This window comes from Cyanobium gracile UHCC 0139 (assembly GCF_034931325.1).
GTDB lineage: Bacteria > Cyanobacteriota > Cyanobacteriia > PCC-6307 > Cyanobiaceae > Cyanobium > Cyanobium gracile_B.
The window spans coordinates 80,917-101,203 of the sequence record NZ_JAYGHX010000005.1 but is presented as its reverse complement, the minus strand read 5'-3'; the positions used below and the strand labels follow the sequence as shown (position 1 = coordinate 101,203).

19 protein-coding genes, 3 tRNA genes and 1 other RNA gene are annotated in these 20,287 nt (G+C 72.8%); 12 read left to right on the top strand and 11 right to left on the bottom strand.

What is annotated here, in order from left to right; all coding sequences use genetic code 11:
* The 4 genes from VB738_RS09640 to VB738_RS09625 form a co-directional block, all read right to left on the bottom strand.
* Positions 1 to 1,488, bottom strand: a complete 1,488-nt coding sequence (locus VB738_RS09640; RefSeq protein WP_323305542.1) for a dihydrolipoyl dehydrogenase — start codon at positions 1,486 to 1,488, stop codon at positions 1 to 3.
* A 21-nt stretch (positions 1,489 to 1,509) separates the two neighbouring features.
* Positions 1,510 to 2,334, bottom strand: a complete 825-nt coding sequence (locus tag VB738_RS09635; protein ID WP_323305680.1) for an RNA methyltransferase — start codon at positions 2,332 to 2,334, stop codon at positions 1,510 to 1,512.
* A 32-nt stretch (positions 2,335 to 2,366) separates the two neighbouring features.
* Positions 2,367 to 2,615 carry a hypothetical protein gene (locus VB738_RS09630; protein ID WP_323305541.1) on the bottom strand — a complete coding sequence of 83 codons (249 nt, stop codon included), beginning with the start codon at positions 2,613 to 2,615 and terminating at the stop codon, positions 2,367 to 2,369.
* A 10-nt stretch (positions 2,616 to 2,625) separates the two neighbouring features.
* Positions 2,626 to 2,709, bottom strand: a tRNA-Leu gene (locus VB738_RS09625).
* Between the two features lie 177 nt (positions 2,710 to 2,886).
* On the opposite strand from VB738_RS09625, the gene murA reads away from it, so the two are divergent.
* The 5 genes from murA to VB738_RS09600 all read left to right on the top strand — a co-directional run bounded on the left by murA (position 2,887) and on the right by VB738_RS09600 (position 7,392).
* Entirely contained in the window at positions 2,887 to 4,194 is a 1,308-nt protein-coding gene (gene murA, locus VB738_RS09620) for a UDP-N-acetylglucosamine 1-carboxyvinyltransferase (RefSeq protein ID WP_323305540.1), read from the top strand.
* Positions 4,195 to 4,206: 12 nt separating this feature from the next.
* Positions 4,207 to 4,288, top strand: a tRNA-Leu gene (locus VB738_RS09615).
* Positions 4,264 to 5,505, top strand: coding sequence for an aspartate aminotransferase family protein (locus VB738_RS09610; RefSeq protein WP_416233168.1), 1,242 nt, complete (start codon positions 4,264 to 4,266; stop codon positions 5,503 to 5,505). The genes VB738_RS09615 and VB738_RS09610 overlap by 25 nt, the downstream gene beginning before the upstream one ends.
* 13 nt (positions 5,506 to 5,518) lie before the next feature.
* Positions 5,519 to 6,847 carry a bifunctional folylpolyglutamate synthase/dihydrofolate synthase gene (locus tag VB738_RS09605; RefSeq protein ID WP_323305539.1) on the top strand — a complete coding sequence of 443 codons (1,329 nt, stop codon included), beginning with the start codon at positions 5,519 to 5,521 and terminating at the stop codon, positions 6,845 to 6,847.
* Positions 6,844 to 7,392, top strand: coding sequence for a pentapeptide repeat-containing protein (locus tag VB738_RS09600; protein WP_323305538.1), 549 nt, complete (start codon positions 6,844 to 6,846; stop codon positions 7,390 to 7,392). Before VB738_RS09605 ends, VB738_RS09600 begins: the two co-directional genes overlap by 4 nt.
* A gap of 18 nt (positions 7,393 to 7,410) precedes the next feature.
* Here the strand turns inward: VB738_RS09600 and VB738_RS09595 are convergent, their stop codons facing one another.
* From VB738_RS09595 to VB738_RS09585, 3 genes are read right to left on the bottom strand one after another with little or no spacing between them, the layout of a single operon-like run.
* Complete coding sequence (locus VB738_RS09595) at positions 7,411 to 8,811, bottom strand: FAD-binding oxidoreductase (protein ID WP_323305537.1); 1,401 nt, start codon at positions 8,809 to 8,811, stop codon at positions 7,411 to 7,413.
* The gene (locus VB738_RS09590) at positions 8,804 to 10,078 is read right to left on the bottom strand and encodes an amidohydrolase family protein (protein ID WP_323305536.1); all 1,275 of its coding nucleotides are present in this window, start codon (positions 10,076 to 10,078) and stop codon (positions 8,804 to 8,806) included. Before VB738_RS09590 ends, VB738_RS09595 begins: the two co-directional genes overlap by 8 nt.
* Positions 10,079 to 10,134: 56 nt before the next feature.
* Positions 10,135 to 10,569, bottom strand: coding sequence for a DUF4359 domain-containing protein (locus VB738_RS09585; protein ID WP_323305535.1), 435 nt, complete (start codon positions 10,567 to 10,569; stop codon positions 10,135 to 10,137).
* A gap of 46 nt (positions 10,570 to 10,615) precedes the next feature.
* Between VB738_RS09585 and VB738_RS09580 the strand changes: the two genes are divergently transcribed.
* Positions 10,616 to 10,688 (top strand) — tRNA-His (locus tag VB738_RS09580).
* Positions 10,689 to 10,702: 14 nt separating this feature from the next.
* On the opposite strand, the gene VB738_RS09575 is transcribed toward VB738_RS09580, so the two are convergent.
* Positions 10,703 to 11,782, bottom strand: coding sequence for a DUF1611 domain-containing protein (locus VB738_RS09575; protein WP_323305534.1), 1,080 nt, complete (start codon positions 11,780 to 11,782; stop codon positions 10,703 to 10,705).
* Positions 11,769 to 12,848, bottom strand: a complete 1,080-nt coding sequence (locus VB738_RS09570; protein ID WP_323305533.1) for a dipeptide epimerase — start codon at positions 12,846 to 12,848, stop codon at positions 11,769 to 11,771. The genes VB738_RS09575 and VB738_RS09570 overlap by 14 nt, the downstream gene beginning before the upstream one ends.
* A 79-nt stretch (positions 12,849 to 12,927) precedes the next feature.
* On the opposite strand from VB738_RS09570, the gene miaB reads away from it, so the two are divergent.
* The 5 genes from miaB to ftsZ all read left to right on the top strand — a co-directional run bounded on the left by miaB (position 12,928) and on the right by ftsZ (position 18,092).
* A complete protein-coding gene (miaB, locus tag VB738_RS09565; protein WP_323305532.1) occupies positions 12,928 to 14,337 on the top strand; it encodes a tRNA (N6-isopentenyl adenosine(37)-C2)-methylthiotransferase MiaB in 1,410 nt (469 codons plus the stop codon).
* 26 nt (positions 14,338 to 14,363) lie between these two features.
* Complete coding sequence (locus VB738_RS09560) at positions 14,364 to 15,476, top strand: D-alanine--D-alanine ligase family protein (RefSeq protein ID WP_323305531.1); 1,113 nt, start codon at positions 14,364 to 14,366, stop codon at positions 15,474 to 15,476.
* A complete protein-coding gene (locus VB738_RS09555; protein ID WP_323305530.1) occupies positions 15,473 to 15,883 on the top strand; it encodes a hypothetical protein in 411 nt (136 codons plus the stop codon). Before VB738_RS09560 ends, VB738_RS09555 begins: the two co-directional genes overlap by 4 nt.
* Before the next feature lie 29 nt (positions 15,884 to 15,912).
* Complete coding sequence (locus VB738_RS09550; RefSeq protein ID WP_323305529.1) at positions 15,913 to 16,776, top strand: cell division protein FtsQ/DivIB; 864 nt, start codon at positions 15,913 to 15,915, stop codon at positions 16,774 to 16,776.
* Between the two features lie 227 nt (positions 16,777 to 17,003).
* Positions 17,004 to 18,092, top strand: coding sequence for a cell division protein FtsZ (ftsZ, locus tag VB738_RS09545; protein ID WP_015108978.1), 1,089 nt, complete (start codon positions 17,004 to 17,006; stop codon positions 18,090 to 18,092).
* Positions 18,093 to 18,108: 16 nt separating this feature from the next.
* On the opposite strand, the gene ffs is transcribed toward ftsZ, so the two are convergent.
* An RNA gene (ffs, locus tag VB738_RS09540) (signal recognition particle sRNA small type) lies at positions 18,109 to 18,205 on the bottom strand.
* Positions 18,206 to 18,250: 45 nt separating this feature from the next.
* On the opposite strand from ffs, the gene panB reads away from it, so the two are divergent.
* Positions 18,251 to 19,093: a 3-methyl-2-oxobutanoate hydroxymethyltransferase gene (gene panB / locus VB738_RS09535; RefSeq protein ID WP_323305678.1), complete on the top strand. Its 843-nt coding sequence runs from the start codon at positions 18,251 to 18,253 to the stop codon at positions 19,091 to 19,093.
* Here panB and hemW read toward each other — a convergent pair.
* Positions 19,005 to 20,234 (bottom strand): radical SAM family heme chaperone HemW, encoded by a 1,230-nt coding sequence (gene hemW / locus VB738_RS09530; RefSeq protein ID WP_323305528.1) that lies wholly within the window; start codon positions 20,232 to 20,234, stop codon positions 19,005 to 19,007. The two genes, panB and hemW, sit on opposite strands and share 89 nt — an antisense overlap.
* Positions 20,235 to 20,287 lie beyond the last annotated feature (53 nt).

Below are 20,287 nucleotides of genomic sequence, written 5' to 3'. Positions count from 1 at the left end.
TCAGGCACCCACCGCGGTAGCCAGGCTGGCGGCGGCCTGCTTGTAGGCCACTTCCACCACCTCGCTCAGGGTGGGGTGGGTGTGGACCTCGCTGGCCAGCTGCCGCACCCCCTGGCGCCGGGCCACCGCATTGGCGATCTCCTGGATCAGATCGGCGGCATGCAATCCATAGATGTGGGCTCCGAGCACTTCGCCGGTGTCCTTGCGGAACAGCAGCTTGAGCAGGCCGTCGCTCTCCAGTTCGGCCAGGGCCTTGGAGTTGGCCTTGAAGTAGCTGCGCACAGCTCCCAGTTCGAAGCCCTCGGCTGCGGCCAGCTCCCTGGCATCGGCTTCCGAGAGCCCCACCGAACTGATCTCCGGGTGGGTGAAGGTGGCGGCGGGGATCGAGCGGTAGTCGATGCGGCGGGCGTGGCCGAGGATGTTGTCGATCGCCACCGTGCCCTGGGCGGCGGCGGTGTGGGCCAGCATCATCTTGCCGGTGACGTCACCGACGGCCCACAGGTGCGGCACCGGCGCCCCGTTCGCCAGCACCCGCAGACCGTCGTCGACGGGGATGAAGCCCCGGTTGGTCTCCACCCCCACGCTGGCCAGGTTGAGGTCCTTGCTCACCGGCACCCGACCGGTGGCCACCAGCACCGCATCCACCTCCAGGGTCTCCACCGGCTCGCGGGTGGCCATATCCACCAGTTCGATCTTGACCGGGCAGCCGGGGGTGATCCTGCTGGCCAGCACGCCGGAGCGGGCGTCGATGTCGCGGCCATCGATCAGGTGGCGGGCGGCGATCTTGGCGATGTCCGGATCGAATGTGGGCATCACCCGGTCGAGCGCCTCGATCATCGTCACCTCGCAGCCCAGGGCCGTGTAGACGTCGGCGAATTCCAGGCCGATGTAGCCGCTGCCGATGATCGTGATCCAGCGGGGCAGCCACTCCAGGTTGATGGCCTCATCGCTGGTGAACACGGTGCGGCCGTCGGTCTCGATGCCCGGCGGCACGAACGGATCGGAGCCGGTGGCGATGATCACCTCGCGGGCCGCATACACCCGCTCCACGCCGCTGGCCTCCCGCACCGCCACCCGCTGGGGGCCATCGAGGCGGCCCTTGCCCCGCAGGATCGTGGCGCCGGCCCGCTCCAGCGTCCTGGTGAGGTTGGTGCGGATCGTGGCCACCAGCTGGGCGGCATGGTCGGCGATCTTCTGGCGCTCGAAGCGCACCGGGGCCGCGTGGATGCCGAACCCCTTGAGGTGCTCGGCGTCGGCCAGTTCCCGCACCCGGCCGCTGGCCGCCAGCAGGGCCTTGGAGGGAACGCAGCCGCGGTTGACGCAGGTGCCGCCCATGTCGCGGGATTCGACGATCGCCACCTTCAGGCCGTGCTCGGCGCCGTGCTTGGCCGCATCGAAACCGCCATACCCGGCACCGATCACGATCACATCGAAATCGAACCCGGAGGGAGGGGAGGCGGGTGCTGCGGTCACCGGACGGGGCTGCATGGGTAGCGGCATTCTCCCCTGTCAGGCCCCGGGCCGGCCGTGGGCCTGGCGGGGGCGCTCCAGCAGCAGCAGGGCGGCCGCGGCCGCCACATTCAGCGACTCCACCGCCGGGCTGTGGGGGATCGTCACCCGCCGGTCGGCCAGCCGGGCCAGCGTCGGGGCCAGCCCCGCCCCCTCATTGCCCAGCAGCAGGGCCGTGGGGCGGCACCAGTCCAGTTCCCAGTAGGGCTGGGCGGCGCCGCCCGCCTCGGGCACCACCGCCGCCACCAGCTGCACGCCCCGCTCCCGGGCCGCAACCAGGCGGCCGGGCAGGTCGGTGGCCGCCAGCCGCTCGATCGGCAGGGCCAGGGCCGCACCGCTGGAGGCGCGCAGCACCTTGGGTTGCAGCGGATCGGCCCCCTCCGACAGCCACACCTGCTCCACCCCCGCCGCCAGCGCCGTGCGCAGCAGGGTGCCCAGGTTGCCCGGGTCCTGGAGCCGGTCGAGGACCAGCACGAAATCGGGAGTCGCCTCCGCCGGGGCGGGGAGATCGGCCGACTCCAGGGTCAGCAGCACCCCGTCGGGGTGGCCGGTGGTGGCTGCGGCGGCCAGAACCTCGGGGCTGGCGATCCGCAGCCGGCCCGGATCCGGCAGCCGTTCGACCAGGGCGCCATGGCGGGCCAGCCAGTCGGGGGTGGCCAGCAGTTGGCGGGGCCGCAGGCCCTGCGCGAGGGCCTCCTGGAGCAAGTGGGTACCCTCCAGCAGGATCAGGCCCTGCTCCTTTCGGCCACTGGGCCGGTGCAGGCGCCGCAGCGCCTGGACGAGGGGGTTGCGGACGCTGCGGATCGGCTCGCTGCCCGGCTGCAGAGTGCGGTGGTCAGGGGAGGGACCCGGTGATGTCAGATCGTCTTGCGGCGCCGGAGCTTGAGTTGATCGTGGATGACCAGGTCGTCATCGCTGAGGTCGAGCCCCTTGAAAGCGGCCACCTCGCCCCGGATGCCCTCCGCCTTGAGGTTCGCCACCAGACGATCGATCACGATGTCCTCCACCTTGGTCTGGTCGTACTCGTCCGGAGTCAGCCGCTCCAGAAACCGGCCGATGTTCGCCGCGACGACGTCGGACGCGTTGGTGATCTTGAGGACAATCATAAAAAAATGATGCGGATGGGGAGACTTGAACTCCCACGACATTGCTGCCACTAGTACCTGAAACTAGCGCGTCTACCAATTCCGCCACATCCGCGGGCGATTAGCCGCCACGGAGACCGCGGCGCTGAACGGAGCATAAATCATCACCGGCGACCCACCCCCCGGACAACGGCGGCCCGTGGCGGGCAAGACAGTTTGAGCGGCGACCCCCTAGACGACGGGATCATTCGTTGTCAAGATGCCCCCGAAATTGATACCAGGACTCCTGTCCATGACCGTATCCCCCATGCCTGTCAAGGCCATCGCCGGCACCAGGCTGGAGATCAGTGGTGGACGGCGTCTGGACGGGGAACTGAGGGTCAGCGGCGCCAAGAATTCGGCCCTGGTGCTGATGGCCGCCTGCCTGCTCACCGAGGACGCCCTGCGGCTGAGCAATGTGCCTCCCCTGACCGATATCACGGCCATGGGGGAGATCCTCTCCGCCCTCGGGGTGCGGGTGCAGCGCGGAGGCGACGCGATCGTCCTCCACGGCGACCACATCACCACCGCCGCCCCGCCCTATGAGCTGGTCAACAGCCTGCGGGCCAGCTTCTTCTGCATCGGCCCCCTCCTGGCCCGCATGGGCATGGCCCAGGTGCCCCTGCCAGGCGGCTGCCAGATCGGCACCCGCCCCGTCGTGGAGCACGTCAAGGGACTCAAGGCCCTCGGCGCCCAGGTCACCATCGAGCACGGCGTGGTCACCGCCGTGGTGCCGGGCCGCCAGCGCCGCCTCACCGGCGGCCACATCCACCTCGACTGCCCCAGCGTCGGCGCCACCGAGACCCTGATGATGGCGGCGGCCCTCGCCGACGGCGAAACGGTCATCGACAACGCCGCCCAGGAGCCGGAGGTGATCGACCTGGCCCGGCTGCTGCTGGCCATGGGGGCCAAGGTGCGCGGCGCCGGCACCCCCACCATCACCATCGTCGGGGTGGAACGACTCCACGGTGCCGACTACGCCGTCATCCCCGACCGCATCGAGGCCGGCACGTTCCTGCTGGCCGGCGCCATCACCCGCTCCCGGCTGCGGGTGTTCCCGGCCCTTCCGGAGCACCTCGGTGCCGTGATCACCAAGCTCGAGGAAGCGGGCTGCCGCATCGAGGCCGATGGCCAGGGCCTGATCCTCACCGCCAGCAAGGTGCGGGCGGTGGATCTGCGCACCCAGCCGTTCCCCGGCTTCCCCACCGACCTGCAGGCCCCGTTCATGGCCCTGCTGGCCACCGCTGAGGGCACCAGCATGGTGGTGGAGAACATCTTCGAGAACCGTCTCCAGCACGTGGCCGAGCTGCAGCGCATGGGCGCCTCGATCCGCATGCAGGGCAACACCGCCTGCGTCGAAGGGGTGGCCCGCCTCAGCGGTGCCCCCGTCCACGGCACCGACCTGCGCGCCTCCGCCGCCATGGTGCTGGCGGGCCTGGCCGCCGACGGCATCACCACCGTGCGGGGGCTGGAATACCTCGACCGGGGCTATGCCGATCTGGAGGGCAAGCTCAACGCCGCCGGCGCCTCGATCCGCAGGCTGCCCACCGTCGCCGCCTAGAGTCGCTCCTTCGGGAGCGTGCCGGAATTGGTAGACGGACTCGACTCAAAATCGAGCGCCTTCGGGCATGTGGGTTCGAGTCCCACCGCTCCCATCCAGACGGCACCCGTCGCGACGTCGATCGCCCCGGTGATGGACACCTACGGGCGTTATCCCCTGGCGCTGAGCCGGGGCCGCGGCGTCTGGCTCTGGGACGACCAGGGACGGCGCTATCTGGACATGGTGGCCGGCATCGCCGTCTGCACCCTGGGCCACAGCGATCCGGTGCTGCAGCGGCGGCTCTGCCGGCAGCTGGGCCGGCTCCAGCACGTCTCCAACCTCTACCGGATTCCGGAGCAGGAGGCCCTGGCCGCGGCGATCACCGCCCGCAGCTGCACCGACCGGGTCTTCTTCTGCAATTCCGGCGCTGAGGCCAACGAGGCCGCCATCAAGCTGGCCCGCAAGCATGGCCACCAGGTGCGCGGCATCGCCGATCCGCTGATCCTCACCGCCGAGGCCAGCTTCCACGGCCGCACCCTGGCGGCGGTGACCGCCACGGGCCAGCCCAAGTACCACCAGGGTTTCGAGCCCATGGTGTCGGGCTTCCGCTACTTCCCCTACAACGACACGGCCGCTTTCGAAGCGCTGCTGGCCTCCTGTGAAGCCGATGGGCCCCGGGTGGCGGCCGTGCTGCTCGAACCCATCCAGGGCGAGGGCGGGGTCCACCCCGGCGATCCCGCCTTCTTCCGGCGCGTGCGGGAGCTCTGCGATGCCCATCGGATCCTGCTCATCTTCGACGAGGTGCAGATCGGCGTCGGCCGCAGCGGCCACTGGTGGGGGTACGAACAGCTCGGGGTCGAGCCCGACGCCCTGACCATGGCCAAGGGCCTGGGCGGCGGCATCCCCATCGGCGCCCTGGCGGTGAAGGCCACGGCCGACCACTTCCGCCCCGGCGACCACGCCAGCACCTTCGGCGGCAACCCCTTCGCCTGCCGCGCCGGCCTCACGGTGATCGAGGAGATCGAACGGCGGGGCCTGCTGGAGAAGGTGGGCGCCAACGGTGCGCTGCTCCAGTCCCTGCTCCAGGAGCTGGTGGCCCGGCATCCCGACCGCCTGGCCGGTGAGCGCGGCTGGGGTCTGCTGCGGGGCCTGGTGCTGCGCGAGGGCGGACCCACCGCTGCGGAGATCGTCAAGGCGGCCATGGCCGAAGGCCTGCTGCTGGTGCCGGCCGGGCCCGGGGTGGTCCGGTTCGTTCCGCCGCTGGTGATCAGGCCCCGCCAGCTGCGCAAGGCGGTGAAACGCCTGGAGAAGGCGCTCCACAGCCTGGCCTGATCCGTCCCTGTCCGTGCCGTCCCCGCTGCCCCCCCCGGTCGACCTGGGCGACCTGCTCGAACCCTTTGCCCGCCGCGGCGTCGACCTGGGCCTGGAGCGGCTGGCCGGCGCCCTGGCCGAGGGGGGCCACCCGGAGCGGCGCTTCGCCGCCGCCCAGGTGGCCGGCACCAACGGCAAGGGCTCGATCTGCACCTTCCTGCACGCGATCCTGCGGGCCGCAGGTGTCCACGTCGGCACCTACCGCTCCCCCCACCTGGTGAGCTGGTGCGAGCGGATCCAGGTGGATGACGCCTGGATCACCCCCACCACCCTGCGGGACGGCCTGGCCCGCTGGCAGCCCCTGGCCCGCCAGCACCGGCTCACCCCCTTCGAGCTGATCACGGCGGCGGCCTTCGAGCACTTCGCCCGCGAGCGGGTGGATCTGGCGGTGCTCGAGGTGGGCCTGGGGGGACGGCTCGATGCCACCTCCGTCCACCCCCACCGGCCGGTGATCGGCTTCGGGGCCATCGGCCTCGACCACCGTGAACACCTCGGCGACACCCTGGCCGCCATCGCCGCCGAGAAGGCCGCCGTGATGGGACCGGGCTGCCGGGCCTTCAGCGCCGCCCAGGAACCCGAGGCCCGCCGGGTGCTGGAAGCGGAAGCCCGCCGCTGCGGCGCCAGCCTGCAGTGGCTGGACCCCCTGCCGGCCGTGGCCGACGGCGGGCCCCGCCTGGGCCTGGCGGGGGAGCTGCAGCGCCATAACGGCGCCGTGGCAGTGGCCATGGCCCGGGCCCTGACCGCCCCGGACGGCCCCCTGGCCAGCACGCCCCTGGACGCGGAGACGATCCGCGCCGGCCTGGAGGCGGCCCGCTGGCCGGGGCGGCTGGAGCGGCACCGCTGGCGGGGCCGCGAGCTGCTGATCGACGGGGCCCACAATCCCCCGGCGGCGGCGACCCTGCGCCGCGAGCTCGACCAGCTCGACGGAGGCGAACCAGGGGGCGTCGACGGGGGCCGGCCGCGCCGCTGGCTGCTGGGCATCCAGCGCCACAAGGAGGGGGCGCTGATGCTGGAGCTGTTGCTGCGCCCCGGCGATCGAGCCACGGTGGTGGCGGTGCCGGAGCACGCCAGCTGGACGCTGGAGGAGCTGGCCGCCACCTGTCCGGGGAAGGCTGACCAGCTCGAGCCGGCCGCCAGCCTGGCCGCCGGACTGGACAGCCTGCTGCCAGGCGGGCCGCTGCCGGTGGTGGCCGGCTCCCTGTTCCTGCTCGGGGCGGTGCTGCCCCTGTTCGACGCCCCCGAGGCTGACGAAGTCCCCGGGGCGGGCCAGCCTGGAGGGGTCCCCGGCAGCCACGGTCCATGACGACGGCCCCCGCCTCCGATGCCCCCCGGTCTGCGGGCAGCCCCCGTCGGCCTGGCCTGCGACTGACCGGCGCGCTGCTCGGCCTGGTGCTGGGCCTGCTGCTGCTGGCCCCCTCCGGCGCCCTGGCCGACTTCCAGGACCGGGTCGACTACACCCTCACCAACCAGAGCGGCAAGGACTTCAGCGGCCAGCAGCTGGCGGGCAGTTCCTTTGCCGGGGCCACGGGCCGCCAGGCCCGCTTCAGGGACGCGGATCTGCACGGGGCGATCCTCACCCAGGCCGCCTTCCCGGAGGCCGACTTCCATGGCGCCGATCTCAGCGACGCCCTGATGGACAAGGTGGACATGAGCGGCACCGACCTCACCGGTGCGGTGCTGCGCGGAGCGATCGCCTCCGGCAGCAACTTCACCGGCGCCACGGTGACCGATGCGGACTTCACCGATGCCCTGCTCGACCGGGTGGATCAGCGCAACCTCTGCCGCGAGGCCCGGGGCACCAACCCGGTGACCGGCGCCGACACCCGCCTGAGCCTGGACTGCCGCTGAGGCATTGACGGAACGTCTCTAGCCCCGCCAGCCCCGCAGCTTGCCCGGGTTCATCAGTCCGGCCGGGTCGAAGGCGGCCTTGGCCGCCACCTGATCGGCGTCCACCACCCCCAGGCCCCCATCCTCGACGGTGATCACGTGGGGATCGAAGGGCACCGCCCCCAGCGCGCGGCACTGGGCGACCAGGTCGGCCAGGGCCTCGGGCCCCTGCCAGCGCACTAGGGGCAGGGCCGTCAGCCGGGGAGCCCCCAGGTGGCGCACCCCCTCCAGGTGCCAGAGCACGTCGGTGCCCCAGCGCCCGCGCACCGCCTCCAGCAGGGGCGCCTCCGGCCGGGGCAGCAGCAGCTGCAGGTAGGTCCACTCCGGCGCCTGGGCCCGCCAGTGCAGGGTGGTGTGGTTCCAGGTGAGTTCCGCCAGGGGCAGGCCCCGCCCCCGTCCGGGCTCCGGCCGGCGGCCCTGCCAGAGGATCCGGCCGCCCCGGGCCGCCAGCCAGCCGGGCAGCGGCTCCAGGCTGTCGGGGGCGGCATGCAGCAGCAGCCGGTGCTCTCCGGAAGCGGCGGCGGGGCAGCCGGCGGGCCAGGGCATGGCCGCCGCCACCGGGGCCTCCAGCAGGCAGAGGGCGTTGAGCAGCAGGGCGGTGGTGGGCAGCTCACGGGCAGTCTCCAGGGCCTCCTCCCAGCGGGCGAACCCCACCACCAGCGGCTCCCAGGCCACCGCTTCGGTGGTGGCCATCCGCAGGGCGGTGATGATGCCGTTGGTGCCGTAGGCGTGGTTGAGGGGGGCACTGGCGGCGGCATCGAGCCGCAGCAGCCGCGGCTCGGCCTCCAGGGTCACCGCCTCCAGCCCCAGCAGGTGACCCGGATCGCGCAGGAATCCCCAGCGCAGGGACCCCAGGCCGCCCGATCCGCCGGCGATGAAGCCCCCGAGGGTGGCGCTGCGGTAGGTGCTGGGCGCCAACCGCAGGGCCCGGCCGTGGGCCACCAGCTGGCCATCCAGCTGGGCCAGGATGCAACCCGACTCCGCCTCGATCACGCCGCTGTCCGGGTCCAGCGACCGCAGACGGTTGAGGCCGCCCATGTCGAGCACCAGGCCCCCGGCCAGGGGCACGCACTGGCCGTAGTTGCCGGTGCCGGCACCCCGCAGGGTCAGCGGCACCCGGTGGCGGGCGCAGGCCCCGGCCACCGCCATCACCTGCTCCACCCGCTCCACCTTCACCGCCAGCTGGGCACGGCGGCCCTTGAGCAGGGGCTCCAGCACGGGGGAATAGTCGTGGAAGTCGGCCGAGAGCCGCCCCAGTTCGGCGGGGGCGAGGATCGGCGTCAGGCCCAGCGGGCTGGCAGCCAGCTCGGCCGCCAGGGCCCCGATCCGTTCCGGATCGGCCGGTGCGGGGAGCGGGGCCGGGAAGGCGGTGTCAGGCATGGCAGGCGGCCAGGGATGGGGACGGTTCTTCGCAGGGGGGAGGCTCCAGCCAGCGGCCCGCCCGCAGCACCCGCCGCCGGGGGGGGCGGGCCAGCAGTTCGGTCCAGGAGGGGGCCCCCAGCACGATGAGATCGGCCGGGGCCCCCTCCCGCAGAACCCCGTCCCACTCCAGGCCCAGCAGCTGGGCCGCGGCGGTGCTGAAGGGGCTCAGCCCCAGCCGCCGCCAGGGCATCAGATGGCTGGAGGCCAGGCTGAAACGCAGCAGGGCGATGGGATCGAAATCCCCCCCCGGAAACCAGGGATCCTGAACATTGTCGGCCCCCACGGCCACGGTCACCCCGGCTTCCTGCAGCTGGCGGATCGGAGCCTGGGGCCGCAGGGACGGGGTGCGGCGGTGGTGCTTGCCCAGCAGCCAGAGATTGGTGGTGGGCAGGGCCACCACCCCCACCGCCGCACTCGCCATCGCCTCCGCCAGGCGGCGGCAGGGGCGGTCGGCCAGCAGGCCCATGCTGCTGGCGTGGCTGCAGGTGAGCGGCACCTCCATGCGGTGCCGCAGCAGCAGCTCGCTGACCAGGGCCACGCCCCGGCCGTGGTCCTCGGCGCTTTCGTCGACGTGCAGATCCACACCGCAGCCGAGGCGCTCCGCCAGCCGCAGCAGGGCCAGCAGTCCGGCGCGGTCAGCCGGGGTGGAGCGGAAGGGGGCGCCGAGCACCCCCCCCAGCAGGCCGCCGCGGGCGGCGACCCAGGCGGCGAACGCTTCCCCCTCGGGCGTGCGCCAGTGGCCCACCGGCACCAGGGCCACCAACTGCAGCTCCACCCGGCCGCGCCAGTGGTCGCGCAGCTCCAGCAGCACCTCCCAGCTTGGGGTGGCCCAGGGGCCGAGGCTGTCGATGTGGCTGCGGATCGCCCGCAGGCCGTAGCGCCAGGCCCGCTCCAGGGCCCGCTCCCCCCGCCGGCGCACCGCCTCGGCCTGGCGGTCGGCCGCCTCCCGGCCGTTCGCCGCCATGGCGCCCGCCATCGTGCCCTCAGGGTTGGGGAACGCAGCGCCGCTGAAGGCCTTGTCGAGATGGGCGTGGGGCTCCACCAGCGGCGTGAGCGCCAGGGGCGCCGCCGAGCCGCCCTTCCCGTCGCCGCCGGAGCCGGCGGCCAGCCCGTGGATGGCGCGGATCCGTCCATCGCCATGCTCCAGCTGCACCGTCACCAGCCCCTGGTCGTCAGCGGCCGGCAGGGGGACCCAGGGGTCCAGCAGGAGCCTGGGGATCCGCATCGGTGGCAGGCAGCCAGGCGGAAGGGGCAGGCGGCCAGGCGGAGGGGCCGCCCCGCTCACGGCATCGGGCTCCCTGGCGTGCTCTCGCCGGCGCTGAGGAGCACGAAATGGCCGGCCATCGCCAGGGTGACGGCGTCGTAGCGGGGGATGCTCCAGTTGGGCAGGACCTTCTCGCCCCCCAGCCGGGTGCCGTAAATGCTGAGCAGGCCGAAGTTGTAGCGGCGGGAATGCTCCCGGGCCAGGCGTCCCAGCACCTTGCGCTGGGATCGCACCAACTCCGGACAGTTCTGGATCAGCAACCGGGCCAGCAGCGGCAGCCCCTCGTTGCGGCACAGCTCCTCGCTGGCCAGTTCGGTGAGTTTGTCGGCGGCGAACTCCTCGAAGGCCGCCGGTCCGGGGTTGGTGACGGCCAGGCCGATCAGGCCTCCCGCGACGGCGGTGAGGCCCAGGAGGCCGGAAACGGTGCGGGTGGCGGTGGTCGGCGGTGGCAAGAGGGGGGGCCAGGCAGGCTCACTTGATACATTGGCAAAGACCGCGGCGGGCGTCGCCAAGTGGTTAAGGCAGTGGCTTGTGGCGCCACCATTCGGGGGTTCGAGTCCCCTCGCTCGCCCTTCAGGCCCGGCGCTACGGCGTCGGGCTTCTTTCTTGGCTGAGCAGCAGCGTCAGCAGCGCCTCGCCGCCCTGCCGCACCGGATCGAAACAGGGCAGCCCCGTCTCCCTGGCGGTGGCCGCCATCGCCGCCGCCGCCGAGGCCACATCGAGGTGGGCGGTGTTCAGGGCGATGGCCCTCACCTTGGGGGCCGGAGCGGATCCCGCCGGCCGGCCCAGGGCCGCCAGCGCCTCGACGGCGGTGATCACCTGGGGCAGGGGGGGGAGCGGGCAGTCCGACAGCCGCTGGATCGTCTGCTGTCCGGCGCGGTGCACCAGCAGCAGATCGGTGGGCTGGCTGCCGCGGATCAGGGGCAGGGTGGCGCTCGATCCCGGGTGGCAGAGGGAGCCCTGCCCCTCGACCAGCATCAGGGTGTCCGGGCCGGCGCCCGCGGCGGCGTCCAGCACCGCCGCCTCCACGGCACCAGCTGCGTAATCGATGCGCACGGCATCGAGGGCCACCCCCCCGCCGCTGATCAGGATGCCGGCCTGACCGGTGCCGACGAAGCGGGCATCGCGGCCGCGGCGCCGGGCGGCGGCCAGCAGCTCCAGGCAGGCGCTCATCTTGCCCACCGACATGTCGGTGCCCACCGCCAGCAGGCGGCGGCCCGGCAGCTCCGCAGCACGGCCGGAGGCCACCGTCAGGCCGGGCGGCTCCCGGCGCAGATCCCAGATCCAGCGGTCCGGCCGCACCAGGCCCACCAGGGCCGGATCGTCCGCCAGGCGGCTGTGCAGACCGCTGGCCAGCGACAGCCCCGCTTCCAGGGCGGCCGCCACGTCGGGGACCATGGCCGGCGGCAACCGGCCGCCGGAGGGCGCCAGCCCCACCACCGCCACCTGGGGAGCGAAGGGAAGGGCCTCCGCCAGCGACCCCACCACCGGCACGGCCCGCTCGATGCCGGTGAGCGCCCGCAGGTCGGCTCCGGGGTGGTCCGGATCCACCACCGCCACGATCGGACCGTGGCGGTAGCGCAGCATCGCCAGCCCGGTCTTGCCGCTGAGGTTGTCCAGGCCCCCGTGCTGCAGCAGCACGATCGGGACGTCAGAACCGAGCATCGAGCACCCCCAGGCCAGGAGCCGTCCCCGGCCGCAGCCGATCCCCCTCCAGGGCGGGACCGCCAAAAGGGTCGTCCACCAGGTTCAGGTGGCTGTCGAGGTCCGGCCAGCGCACCAGGGGCAGCAGCTGGGCGGCGGCCCCGTTGAGCAGGGCGCTGTCGGAGTAGCAGCCGAGCATCACCCCGAGGCCCAGGCGCCCAGCGGCCCTGGCCATCAGCAGGGCCTCCGCCAGCCCGCCGCTCTTGAGCAGCTTGATGTTCACGCCATCAACGTAGGGGGCGAGCCGCACCAGGTCGGCCAGGTTCCAGCAGCTCTCGTCAGCCACCAGGGCGATGGGACAGTCGAGCTCCAGGGCGGCAAACGCAGCGCAATCGGCCTCCGGATCCTCGAGGGGGGCCAGGGGCTGCTCCACCAGAGCCACACCCTGGGCGTCGAGCCAGCCGAGCATCGCCCGGGCCTGCTCCAGGCTCCAGCCCCCGTTGGCATCCACCTGCAGCTCACCGGCCACCCCATGGCTCTGGTGGCGCCGCTCGAGCGCCTGGGCCACCGCCCGCACCAGGGCCCGGTCATGGTCGAGGCCCTCCGGGCTGCCAAGCTTGAGCTTGATGCGGCTGGCGGGCAGCTGCTGCCACCAGCGCTCCAGCCGCTCCAGCACCGCCGCCTCGCTGCCCAGGCCCAGGGTGACGCTGGTGGGGACGATGGCGCCGCCATCGAGGCCCCAGAGCCGCCACAGCGGCTGGCCCAGCCGCTGTCCCCACCAGTCATGCAGGGCCAGGTCGACGGCGCAGCGGGCCGGGGGCGAGAGGGTGTCCAGCAGGGGGGCGAGGGCCTGGAACGGCTCCGGGATGGCGCTCTCGAGGGCCGGCAGGACAGCCTCCAGCTCGGCGGCCAGGTCGTCGGTCCGGTAGGCCCTGTGGCCGGTGTCGAAGCCGCCGGTCTCGCCGCGGCCGGTGATGCCCTCGTGCTCGAGTTCCAGCAGCAGGTGCTCGACGGCGGCGGTGGTGCCGCGGCTGATGGCCAGCGGTACCGCCTTGGTGAGGGGAAAGCGGCTCAGGCGGCAGCGCATGCCAGAAAGGGGCCGGGAGATTCACGCTGCCACAGACGCCGCGCTGACGCCGGCAGGGCGATAGCGGAAACTGGATCCCATGACAGCCACCGTTTCCGGCCCGCAGGCCGAGCAGGCGCCGTCGGCACGGCGCGGCAGCTACTGGATCACCACCTTCGGCTGCCAGATGAACAAGGCGGATTCCGAGCGCATGGCCGGCATCCTCGAAGCCATGGGGTACAGCCCCGGCAGCGACGAGCACAGCGCCGATCTGGTGCTCTACAACACCTGCACAATCCGGGACAACGCCGAGCAGAAGGTCTACAGCTACCTGGGTAAGCAGGCCCAGCGCAAACGGGCCAACCCCTCCCTCACCCTGGTGGTGGCCGGCTGCGTGGCCCAGCAGGAGGGCGAGTCCCTGCTGCGGCGGGTGCCGGAGCTGGATCTGGTGATGGGCCCCCAGCACGCCAACCGGCTCGAGGCCCTGCTCACCCGGGTCGAGACCGGCCAGCAGGTGGTGGCCACCGACGAGCACCACATCCTCGAGGACATCACCGCCGCCCGGCGGGACAGCGCCGTCTGCGCCTGGGTGAACGTCATCTACGGCTGCAACGAGCACTGCACCTACTGCGTGGTGCCCTCGGTGCGGGGCCGGGAGCAGTCGCGCCTGCCCGAGGCGATCCGCCTGGAGATGGAGGGGCTGGCGGCCCGGGGCTACCGGGAGGTCACCCTGCTGGGCCAGAACATCGACGCCTACGGCCGCGACCTGCCCGGCATCACCGCCGAGGGCCGGCGGGCCCACACCCTCACCGACCTGCTGCGGGAGGTCCACGACGTGCGAGGCCTGGAGCGCATCCGCTTCGCCACCAGCCACCCCCGCTACTTCACCGACCGGCTGATCGACGCCTGCGCCGACCTGCCCAAGGTCTGCGAGCACTTCCACATCCCCTTCCAGAGCGGTGACGACGACGTGCTGCGGGCCATGGCCCGGGGCTACACCGTGGAGCGCTACCGGCGGATCATCGAGCGCATCCGCCAGCGCCTCCCCGATGCCGCCATCAGCGCCGACGTGATCGTGGCCTTCCCCGGCGAGACCGACGCCCAGTACCGCCGCACCCTGGACCTGATCGAATCGATCGGCTTCGACCAGGTCAACACCGCCGCCTACTCGCCGCGGCCCGGCACACCGGCGGCCGACTGGCCCGACCAACTGCCGGAGGCGGTGAAGGTGGAACGGCTGCAGGAGCTCAACGCCCTGGTGGAGCGGGTGGCCGCCCAGCGCAGCGCCCGCTACCTGGGGCGGCGGGAGCAGGTGCTGGCCGAGGGGATCAACCCCCGCGACCCGGAGCAACTGATGGGCCGCACCCGCACCAACCGCCTCACCTTCTTCGCCGCCGACCCCGGCGATGGCCGCCCCTTCGCCCCCGGCGACCTGGTGGACGTCGCGATCGAGAGGGTGCGTCCGTTCAGCCTCAGCGGCCGGCCCCTGGGCCGGAGCGGCATTCGCTGATACGTTTGGCCCTCTTTCCTGTGCCGATGGCCCCCACCCCCACCCGCGTCGGCCTGGTGTTCGGGGGAGCCTCCGGCGAACATGCCGTCTCGATCCTCTCGGCCCGCACCGTGCTGCGGGGCCTGCGCAGCGGGGCCAACACCGAGCGCTACCGGGTCAGCAGCTTCTACATCGACCGCGGCGGCCGCTGGTGGCCTGACGCCGTGGCCGCGGCGGTGCTGGAGCGGGGAGTGCCGGCCGAGCCCGCGGATCTGCCGGGATCGGCGGAGCCGGGGGGCTTCCGGGGCTTCCCCGACGGCGCCCTGGAGATGGAGGTGTGGTTCCCGGTGCTCCATGGCCCCAACGGGGAGGACGGCACGATCCAGGGACTGTTCACCCTGATGGGGGTGCCCTACGTGGGCTCCGGGGTGCTGGGATCAGCGCTGGGGATGGACAAGCAGGCCATGAAGGCCGCCTTCGCCGCCGCCGGCCTGCCCCAGGTGCCCTACGCCTGCGTGGCGGCCCATGAGCTGAGCGCCGCCGGTGGGAGAGAAGCCCTGCTGGAGCGGCTGGAGAGCAGCCTCGGCTACCCCTGCTTCGTCAAGCCAGCCAACATGGGCTCCTCGGTGGGCATCAGCAAGGCCAGCGACCGGGCCGGCCTGCTCAAGGGCCTGGAGCTGGCCGCGGGCCTCGACCGGCGCCTGGTGGTGGAGCAGGGCGTCAGGGCCCGGGAGCTCGAATGCGCCGTGCTGCGGCGGCAAGGGGGCCCGGGCGACGGCCTCAGCGCCTCGGTGCTCGGGGAGATCCGGTTCGACTCCGACTGGTACGACTACGAGACCAAGTACAGCGAAGGCCACAGCCACACCGTCATCCCCGCCCCCGTGGGCGAGGCGGTGAGCGAGCGGGCCAGGGCCATGGCGCTGGCCGCCTGCCGGGCGGTGGACGCCGGGGGGCTGGCCCGGGTCGACTTCTTCTACGACGAGGCCACAGGCAACCTCTGGCTGAACGAGATCAACACCCTGCCGGGCTTCACCAGCCAGAGCATGTACCCCATGCTGTGGGAGGCCAGCGGATGTCCACTCCCCGACCTGGTGCACCAATTGCTATCCAGCGCGGGAGGATCGGAGTTCCGGATGAACGTGGAAGGAACGGCGCCATGATCCATGGCCTGCTGTGGCTGCCCCTGCTGGCGGCGTTCGTGCTCCTGGTGGCCCTCGGCTGGGTCGAGCGGCGGCGCCAGCAGCAGTTCCGCGACTGGGCCAGCGGCGCCGAACTGGCCAAGCTGGACGGCTGCGGGGCCGCCCGGCTCGTCAACGGGGAATTGACCTGGAGCCGGTTCGTGGCCGGCAGCTTCCAGCCCGTGGGCCGTTTCACCATCAAGCAGCTGGAAATGGTCGAGCTGCTCTCCCTCAGCTCCGGGGAGGCCCCCCTAACCGAAGAGAGCGAAGGAGCCTGCCGCCTACGGCTCGTGGGGGGCGGCCAGCAGGAGGAACTGCCCTTCTCCGATGCCCGTCGGGCACGCACCTGGATGGATGAACTCATGGCCCGCTCCCGCTGCGAGCTGTGAAGCAGGTCACGCCGTCGCCGGGAGCGCCGTTGCCGCCAGGTGTGCTGCGCCGCAAGGAACTGCGACGTCAGCGCCGCGGCGAGCGGCTGCGCCAGCTGTGGCGGATCCTGGTCTTCAGCGGCATGTCCGTCGGCCTGGGCTACCTGCTGCTGCGGCAGGGCTGGACCCTGCGGGAACCGAACCAGGTGGAGGTGCTCGGCAGCGCCGTGGTCAGTCGCGACCAGGTGATCACAGCGGCGGGCCTGCGCTTCCCCCAGCCCCTGATGGCCCTGCAGCCCCGACTGGTGGCCAGCGACCTGATGGGGGCCCTGCCGGTGGAGCAGGTGAAGGTGAGCCGGCTGATGCTGCCGCCGCGGCTTCGGGTGGAGCTGAAGGACCGGGAGGCGGTGGCCCGGGCGGTGCGCCGCACCGACCGCGGCCCGGAGATGGGCTTCGTCGATGGCCTCGGCAACTGGATCAGCATCCGCCAGCACATGGGCATCCGCAGCCAGGGGGACCTGTCCCTGCTGGTCGTCGGCTGGAACGCCCGCCACCGGTCGGCCCTGGCCCAGGTGCTGAAGGAGCGTGAGGTGCTGGGACCGGGCCTGCGGGAGATCCGCTTCGAGCCGGACGGCAGCCTCTGGCTCAGCACCAGCCAGCTGGGCCGGGTGCGCCTGGGCCCCCCGGACGCCCGGCTGCCCCGACGGCTGGAGGTGGTGGCCCACCTCAGCCGCACCCTGCCGGCCACCATGAAGGGGGCCCCGCCCCAGCTGATCGATCTGACCGATCCGGAGCAGCCGGAACTGAGCCTGGGCAACAGGGGGGGCAGCGGTTCAGCGGCCCGGCCCTCGCCGCCCCCTCGCCCCGGGCCCGCCACCGGATCGCCCCGCCCCGCTCCCGCCGGCACCCAGTGAGGGCTGTTGTGTGGGCTGGGGGCGCGCGGCACCCAGCCAGACAATCCTCACAGGCCGTTGCGCCCTGCTGAGATTCGGTCCAATGTGATCTATCGGCAACTCTGGCTGAGCTGGCCACCGACATAATGCAGCCGCAGATCAACGGCCACACTCCCCCTCCCGCGATGTCGCGCGATCAGGACCGCCCATACCACGTCGATCTTTCGTCCCCGCAGGAGCCCCACGCGATGAGCCAGATCTCGCCCAGCAGCAACGGGATCGTCCCGAGCCAGTCGGCCCGGATCGAGGTGATCGGCGTGGGGGGAGGCGGCAGCAACGCGGTCAACCGGATGATCGCCACCGACCTCAACGGGGTGGGCTACCGGGTGCTCAACACCGACGCCCAGGCCCTGCTGCAGTCGGCCGCGGGCCAGCGCATCCAGCTGGGCCAGAAGCTCACCCGGGGCCTGGGGGCCGGCGGCAACCCGGTGATCGGCCAGAAGGCGGCCGAGGAATCCCGGGCCGACCTGCAGCAGTCCCTGGAAGGCGCCGACCTCGTCTTCATCGCCGCCGGCATGGGCGGCGGCACCGGCACCGGCGCGGCGCCGATCGTGGCCGAGGTGGCCAAGGAATGCGGCGCTCTCACCGTGGGCATCGTCACCAAACCCTTCGGCTTCGAGGGCCGCAAGCGGCTGCGGCAGGCGGAGGAAGGCATCGCCCGCCTGGCCGAGCATGTCGACACGCTGATCATCATTCCCAACGACCGCCTGCGGGACGCCATCGCCGGGGCGCCGCTGCAGGAGGCCTTCCGCGCCGCCGACGACGTGCTGCGGATGGGCGTCAAGGGCATCACCGACATCATCACCAGGCCCGGCCTGGTGAACGTCGACTTCGCCGACATCCGCTCGGTGATGGCCGACGCCGGCACCGCCCTGCTGGGCATCGGCGTGGGCTCCGGCCGCTCACGGGCCATCGAGGCGGCCCAGGCCGCCATGAGCAGCCCCCTGCTGGAGTCGGCCCGCATCGACGGGGCCAACGGCTGCGTCATCAACATCAGCGGCGGCAAGGACATGACCCTGGAGGACATGACCACCGCCTCGGAGGTGATCTACGACGTGGTCGATCCCGACGCCAACATCATCGTGGGCGCCGTGGTGGACGAATCCCTGGAGGGGGAGATCCACGTCACGGTGATCGCCACCGGCTTCCAGAGCGGCGGCCACTACCGGCCGGAGCGCCCCGCCGCCAGCTTCGCCGACACCCTCACCCACACGCCCGAGGAGCGGGGGGCCATGATCCCGCCGTTCCTGATCAACCGCCAGAACCGGGTCGACTGACTCCCGGTTGGAAGAGGGTGACCCGGAGTCCACGCCTGCCCTGAGCATCCCGTGTGGCTGCTCCCTTCCGGTCCTGACCAGATTTGGGCGTCAGAGCCGCGTGGGTCCGAGTCGGGTCGATGCTAGCAATGCCCCCTGCGACCCCCCGTGCCGTGCCCCTGCGACCCGCTGATCTGACACGGCGCAAGCAGGCGGGCCTGCCGATCACCGTGCTCACCGCCTGGGACGCCCTCTCCGCCGCCGTGGTGGCCGGCGCCGGGGTGGATGCGGTACTGGTGGGCGACTCCCTGGCCATGGTGGTGCTGGGCCACGCCACCACCCTGCCGGTGACCCTGGAGGAGATGCTCCACCACTGCCGGGCCGCCGGCCGGGGCCTGGCGGCGGCGGCGCCCCAGGATCCGCCACTGCTGATCTGCGACCTCCCCTTCCTCAGCTACCAGTGCGGCGCCGATGCCGCCGTCGCGGCGGCGGGCCGGGTGCTGAAGGAGACCCCCGCCGTGGCGGTCAAGCTGGAGGGTGCCGAACCCGAGACCCTAGCCGTGATCGACCGGATGGTGCGCAGCGGCATTCCGGTGATGGGCCACCTGGGGCTGACCCCCCAGTCGGTGCATCAGCTGGGCTACCGCCGCCAGGCCGGCGATCCGGTCAGCCAGGAGCGGCTGCGGCGGCGGGCCCTGGCCCTGCAGGAGACCGGCTGTTTCGCCCTGGTGCTCGAGCATGTGCCGGCGGAGCTGGCCACGGAGCTGAGCGCCAGCCTGGCGGTACCGGTGATCGGCATCGGCGCCGGTGACGGCTGCGACGGCCAGGTGCGGGTGACGGCCGACCTGCTGGGGCTCACGGCCCGCCAGCCCCCCTTCAGCCCGCCGCTGCTGCAGGGCCGGTCCCTGGCGGTGGACGTCCTGGGCCGCTGGGTCAGGGAGCAGGGGCCCGGTACGGCTGGGGCGAAGGCCGTTCCAGCTCCTGCCACCAGGCCAGCATCTCCCGCAGCACCCCATTGCTGAGGGCCAGCCCCTCCGGATCCGCCAGCCGCCAGCGGGGCCCCTCGACGCGCAGCAGGCCGCGGCGCTCATAGTCCCCGAGCCGTTGGCGCAGCCCGTCGAGGAGCGAGGGGGCCAGGCGCTCCTGGCGGGCGAGGCGCTCCAGATTCACCCCCTCCCGGCAGCGCAGCCCCACCATCAGCCGCTCGTCGAAGGGCATGCCGTCCTCCTCCGCCACGCCCTCGGCCTCCCCGCCCAGCGCCGCGGTTGACGCCAGCATCTCCGCATAGCCGGCCCGGGTGCGGGGGTGGGCCCGCCGGCGGCCGCGGGGGGCGCCGGTGGCCCCCATGCCGAACCCCCACCAGCCGGCACCGCTCCAGTAGACGCGGTTGTGGCGTGACGCGTGGCCGGGCAGGGCGAAGTTGGACACCTCGTAGTGGCCGTAGCCGGCGGCGGTGAGCCGGCCCCAGGTCAGGTCCATCAGGTCGGCGGCCAGATCCTCCGGCGGCAGGGCGAGCTGCCCCAGGGCCAGGCGCCGCTCAAAGACCGTTCCGGACTCGATGCTCAGGTCGTACACCGACAGGTGGGGGGGCTCCAGGGCGATGGCCTCGGCCAGCTGGCCGTCCCAGTGGGCCAGGCCCTGCCGGGGCAACCCCTGGATCAGATCCAGGCTCCAGCTGGCCAGCTCCCCCCGGCGCCGGGCCCGGCGCAGCCAGCCGGCCGCCTCCCGAAGGTCCGCCCCCCGGTGGCGCCGGCCCAGGTCCGCCAGCACCCGGTCGTCGAAGCTCTGGCCGCCCAGGCTGACCCGGTTGATGCCCGCGGCCAGGTAGTCGGCCAGCCGGGCCTGATCGAAACTGGCCGGATCCAGCTCCAGGCTCAGCTCCGCCCCCGGGGCCAGTCCGTAGCGGCCCTCCAGGGCCTGCAGGATGTCGGCCACCTGGGCGCCGGTCAGCATCGAGGGGGTGCCGCCACCGAGGTAGACGGTCGCCAGGGGCGGACCGGACGGGGCGGTGGCGATCTCCTGGTGCAGCAGGGGCAGGTAGGCGGCGATCGAGCCGGAGGAGGCCCCGTCGGCCCGATCCCCCAGGGGCACCACCGGGAAATCGCAGTAGAAGCAGCGCCTGTGGCAGAAGGGAATGTGGACGTAGGCGGATCGGGGATCCATCACGGGCGGTAATCCCTGGGACCCAAACGGCGGAAGATCAGCCAAGCTTCTTT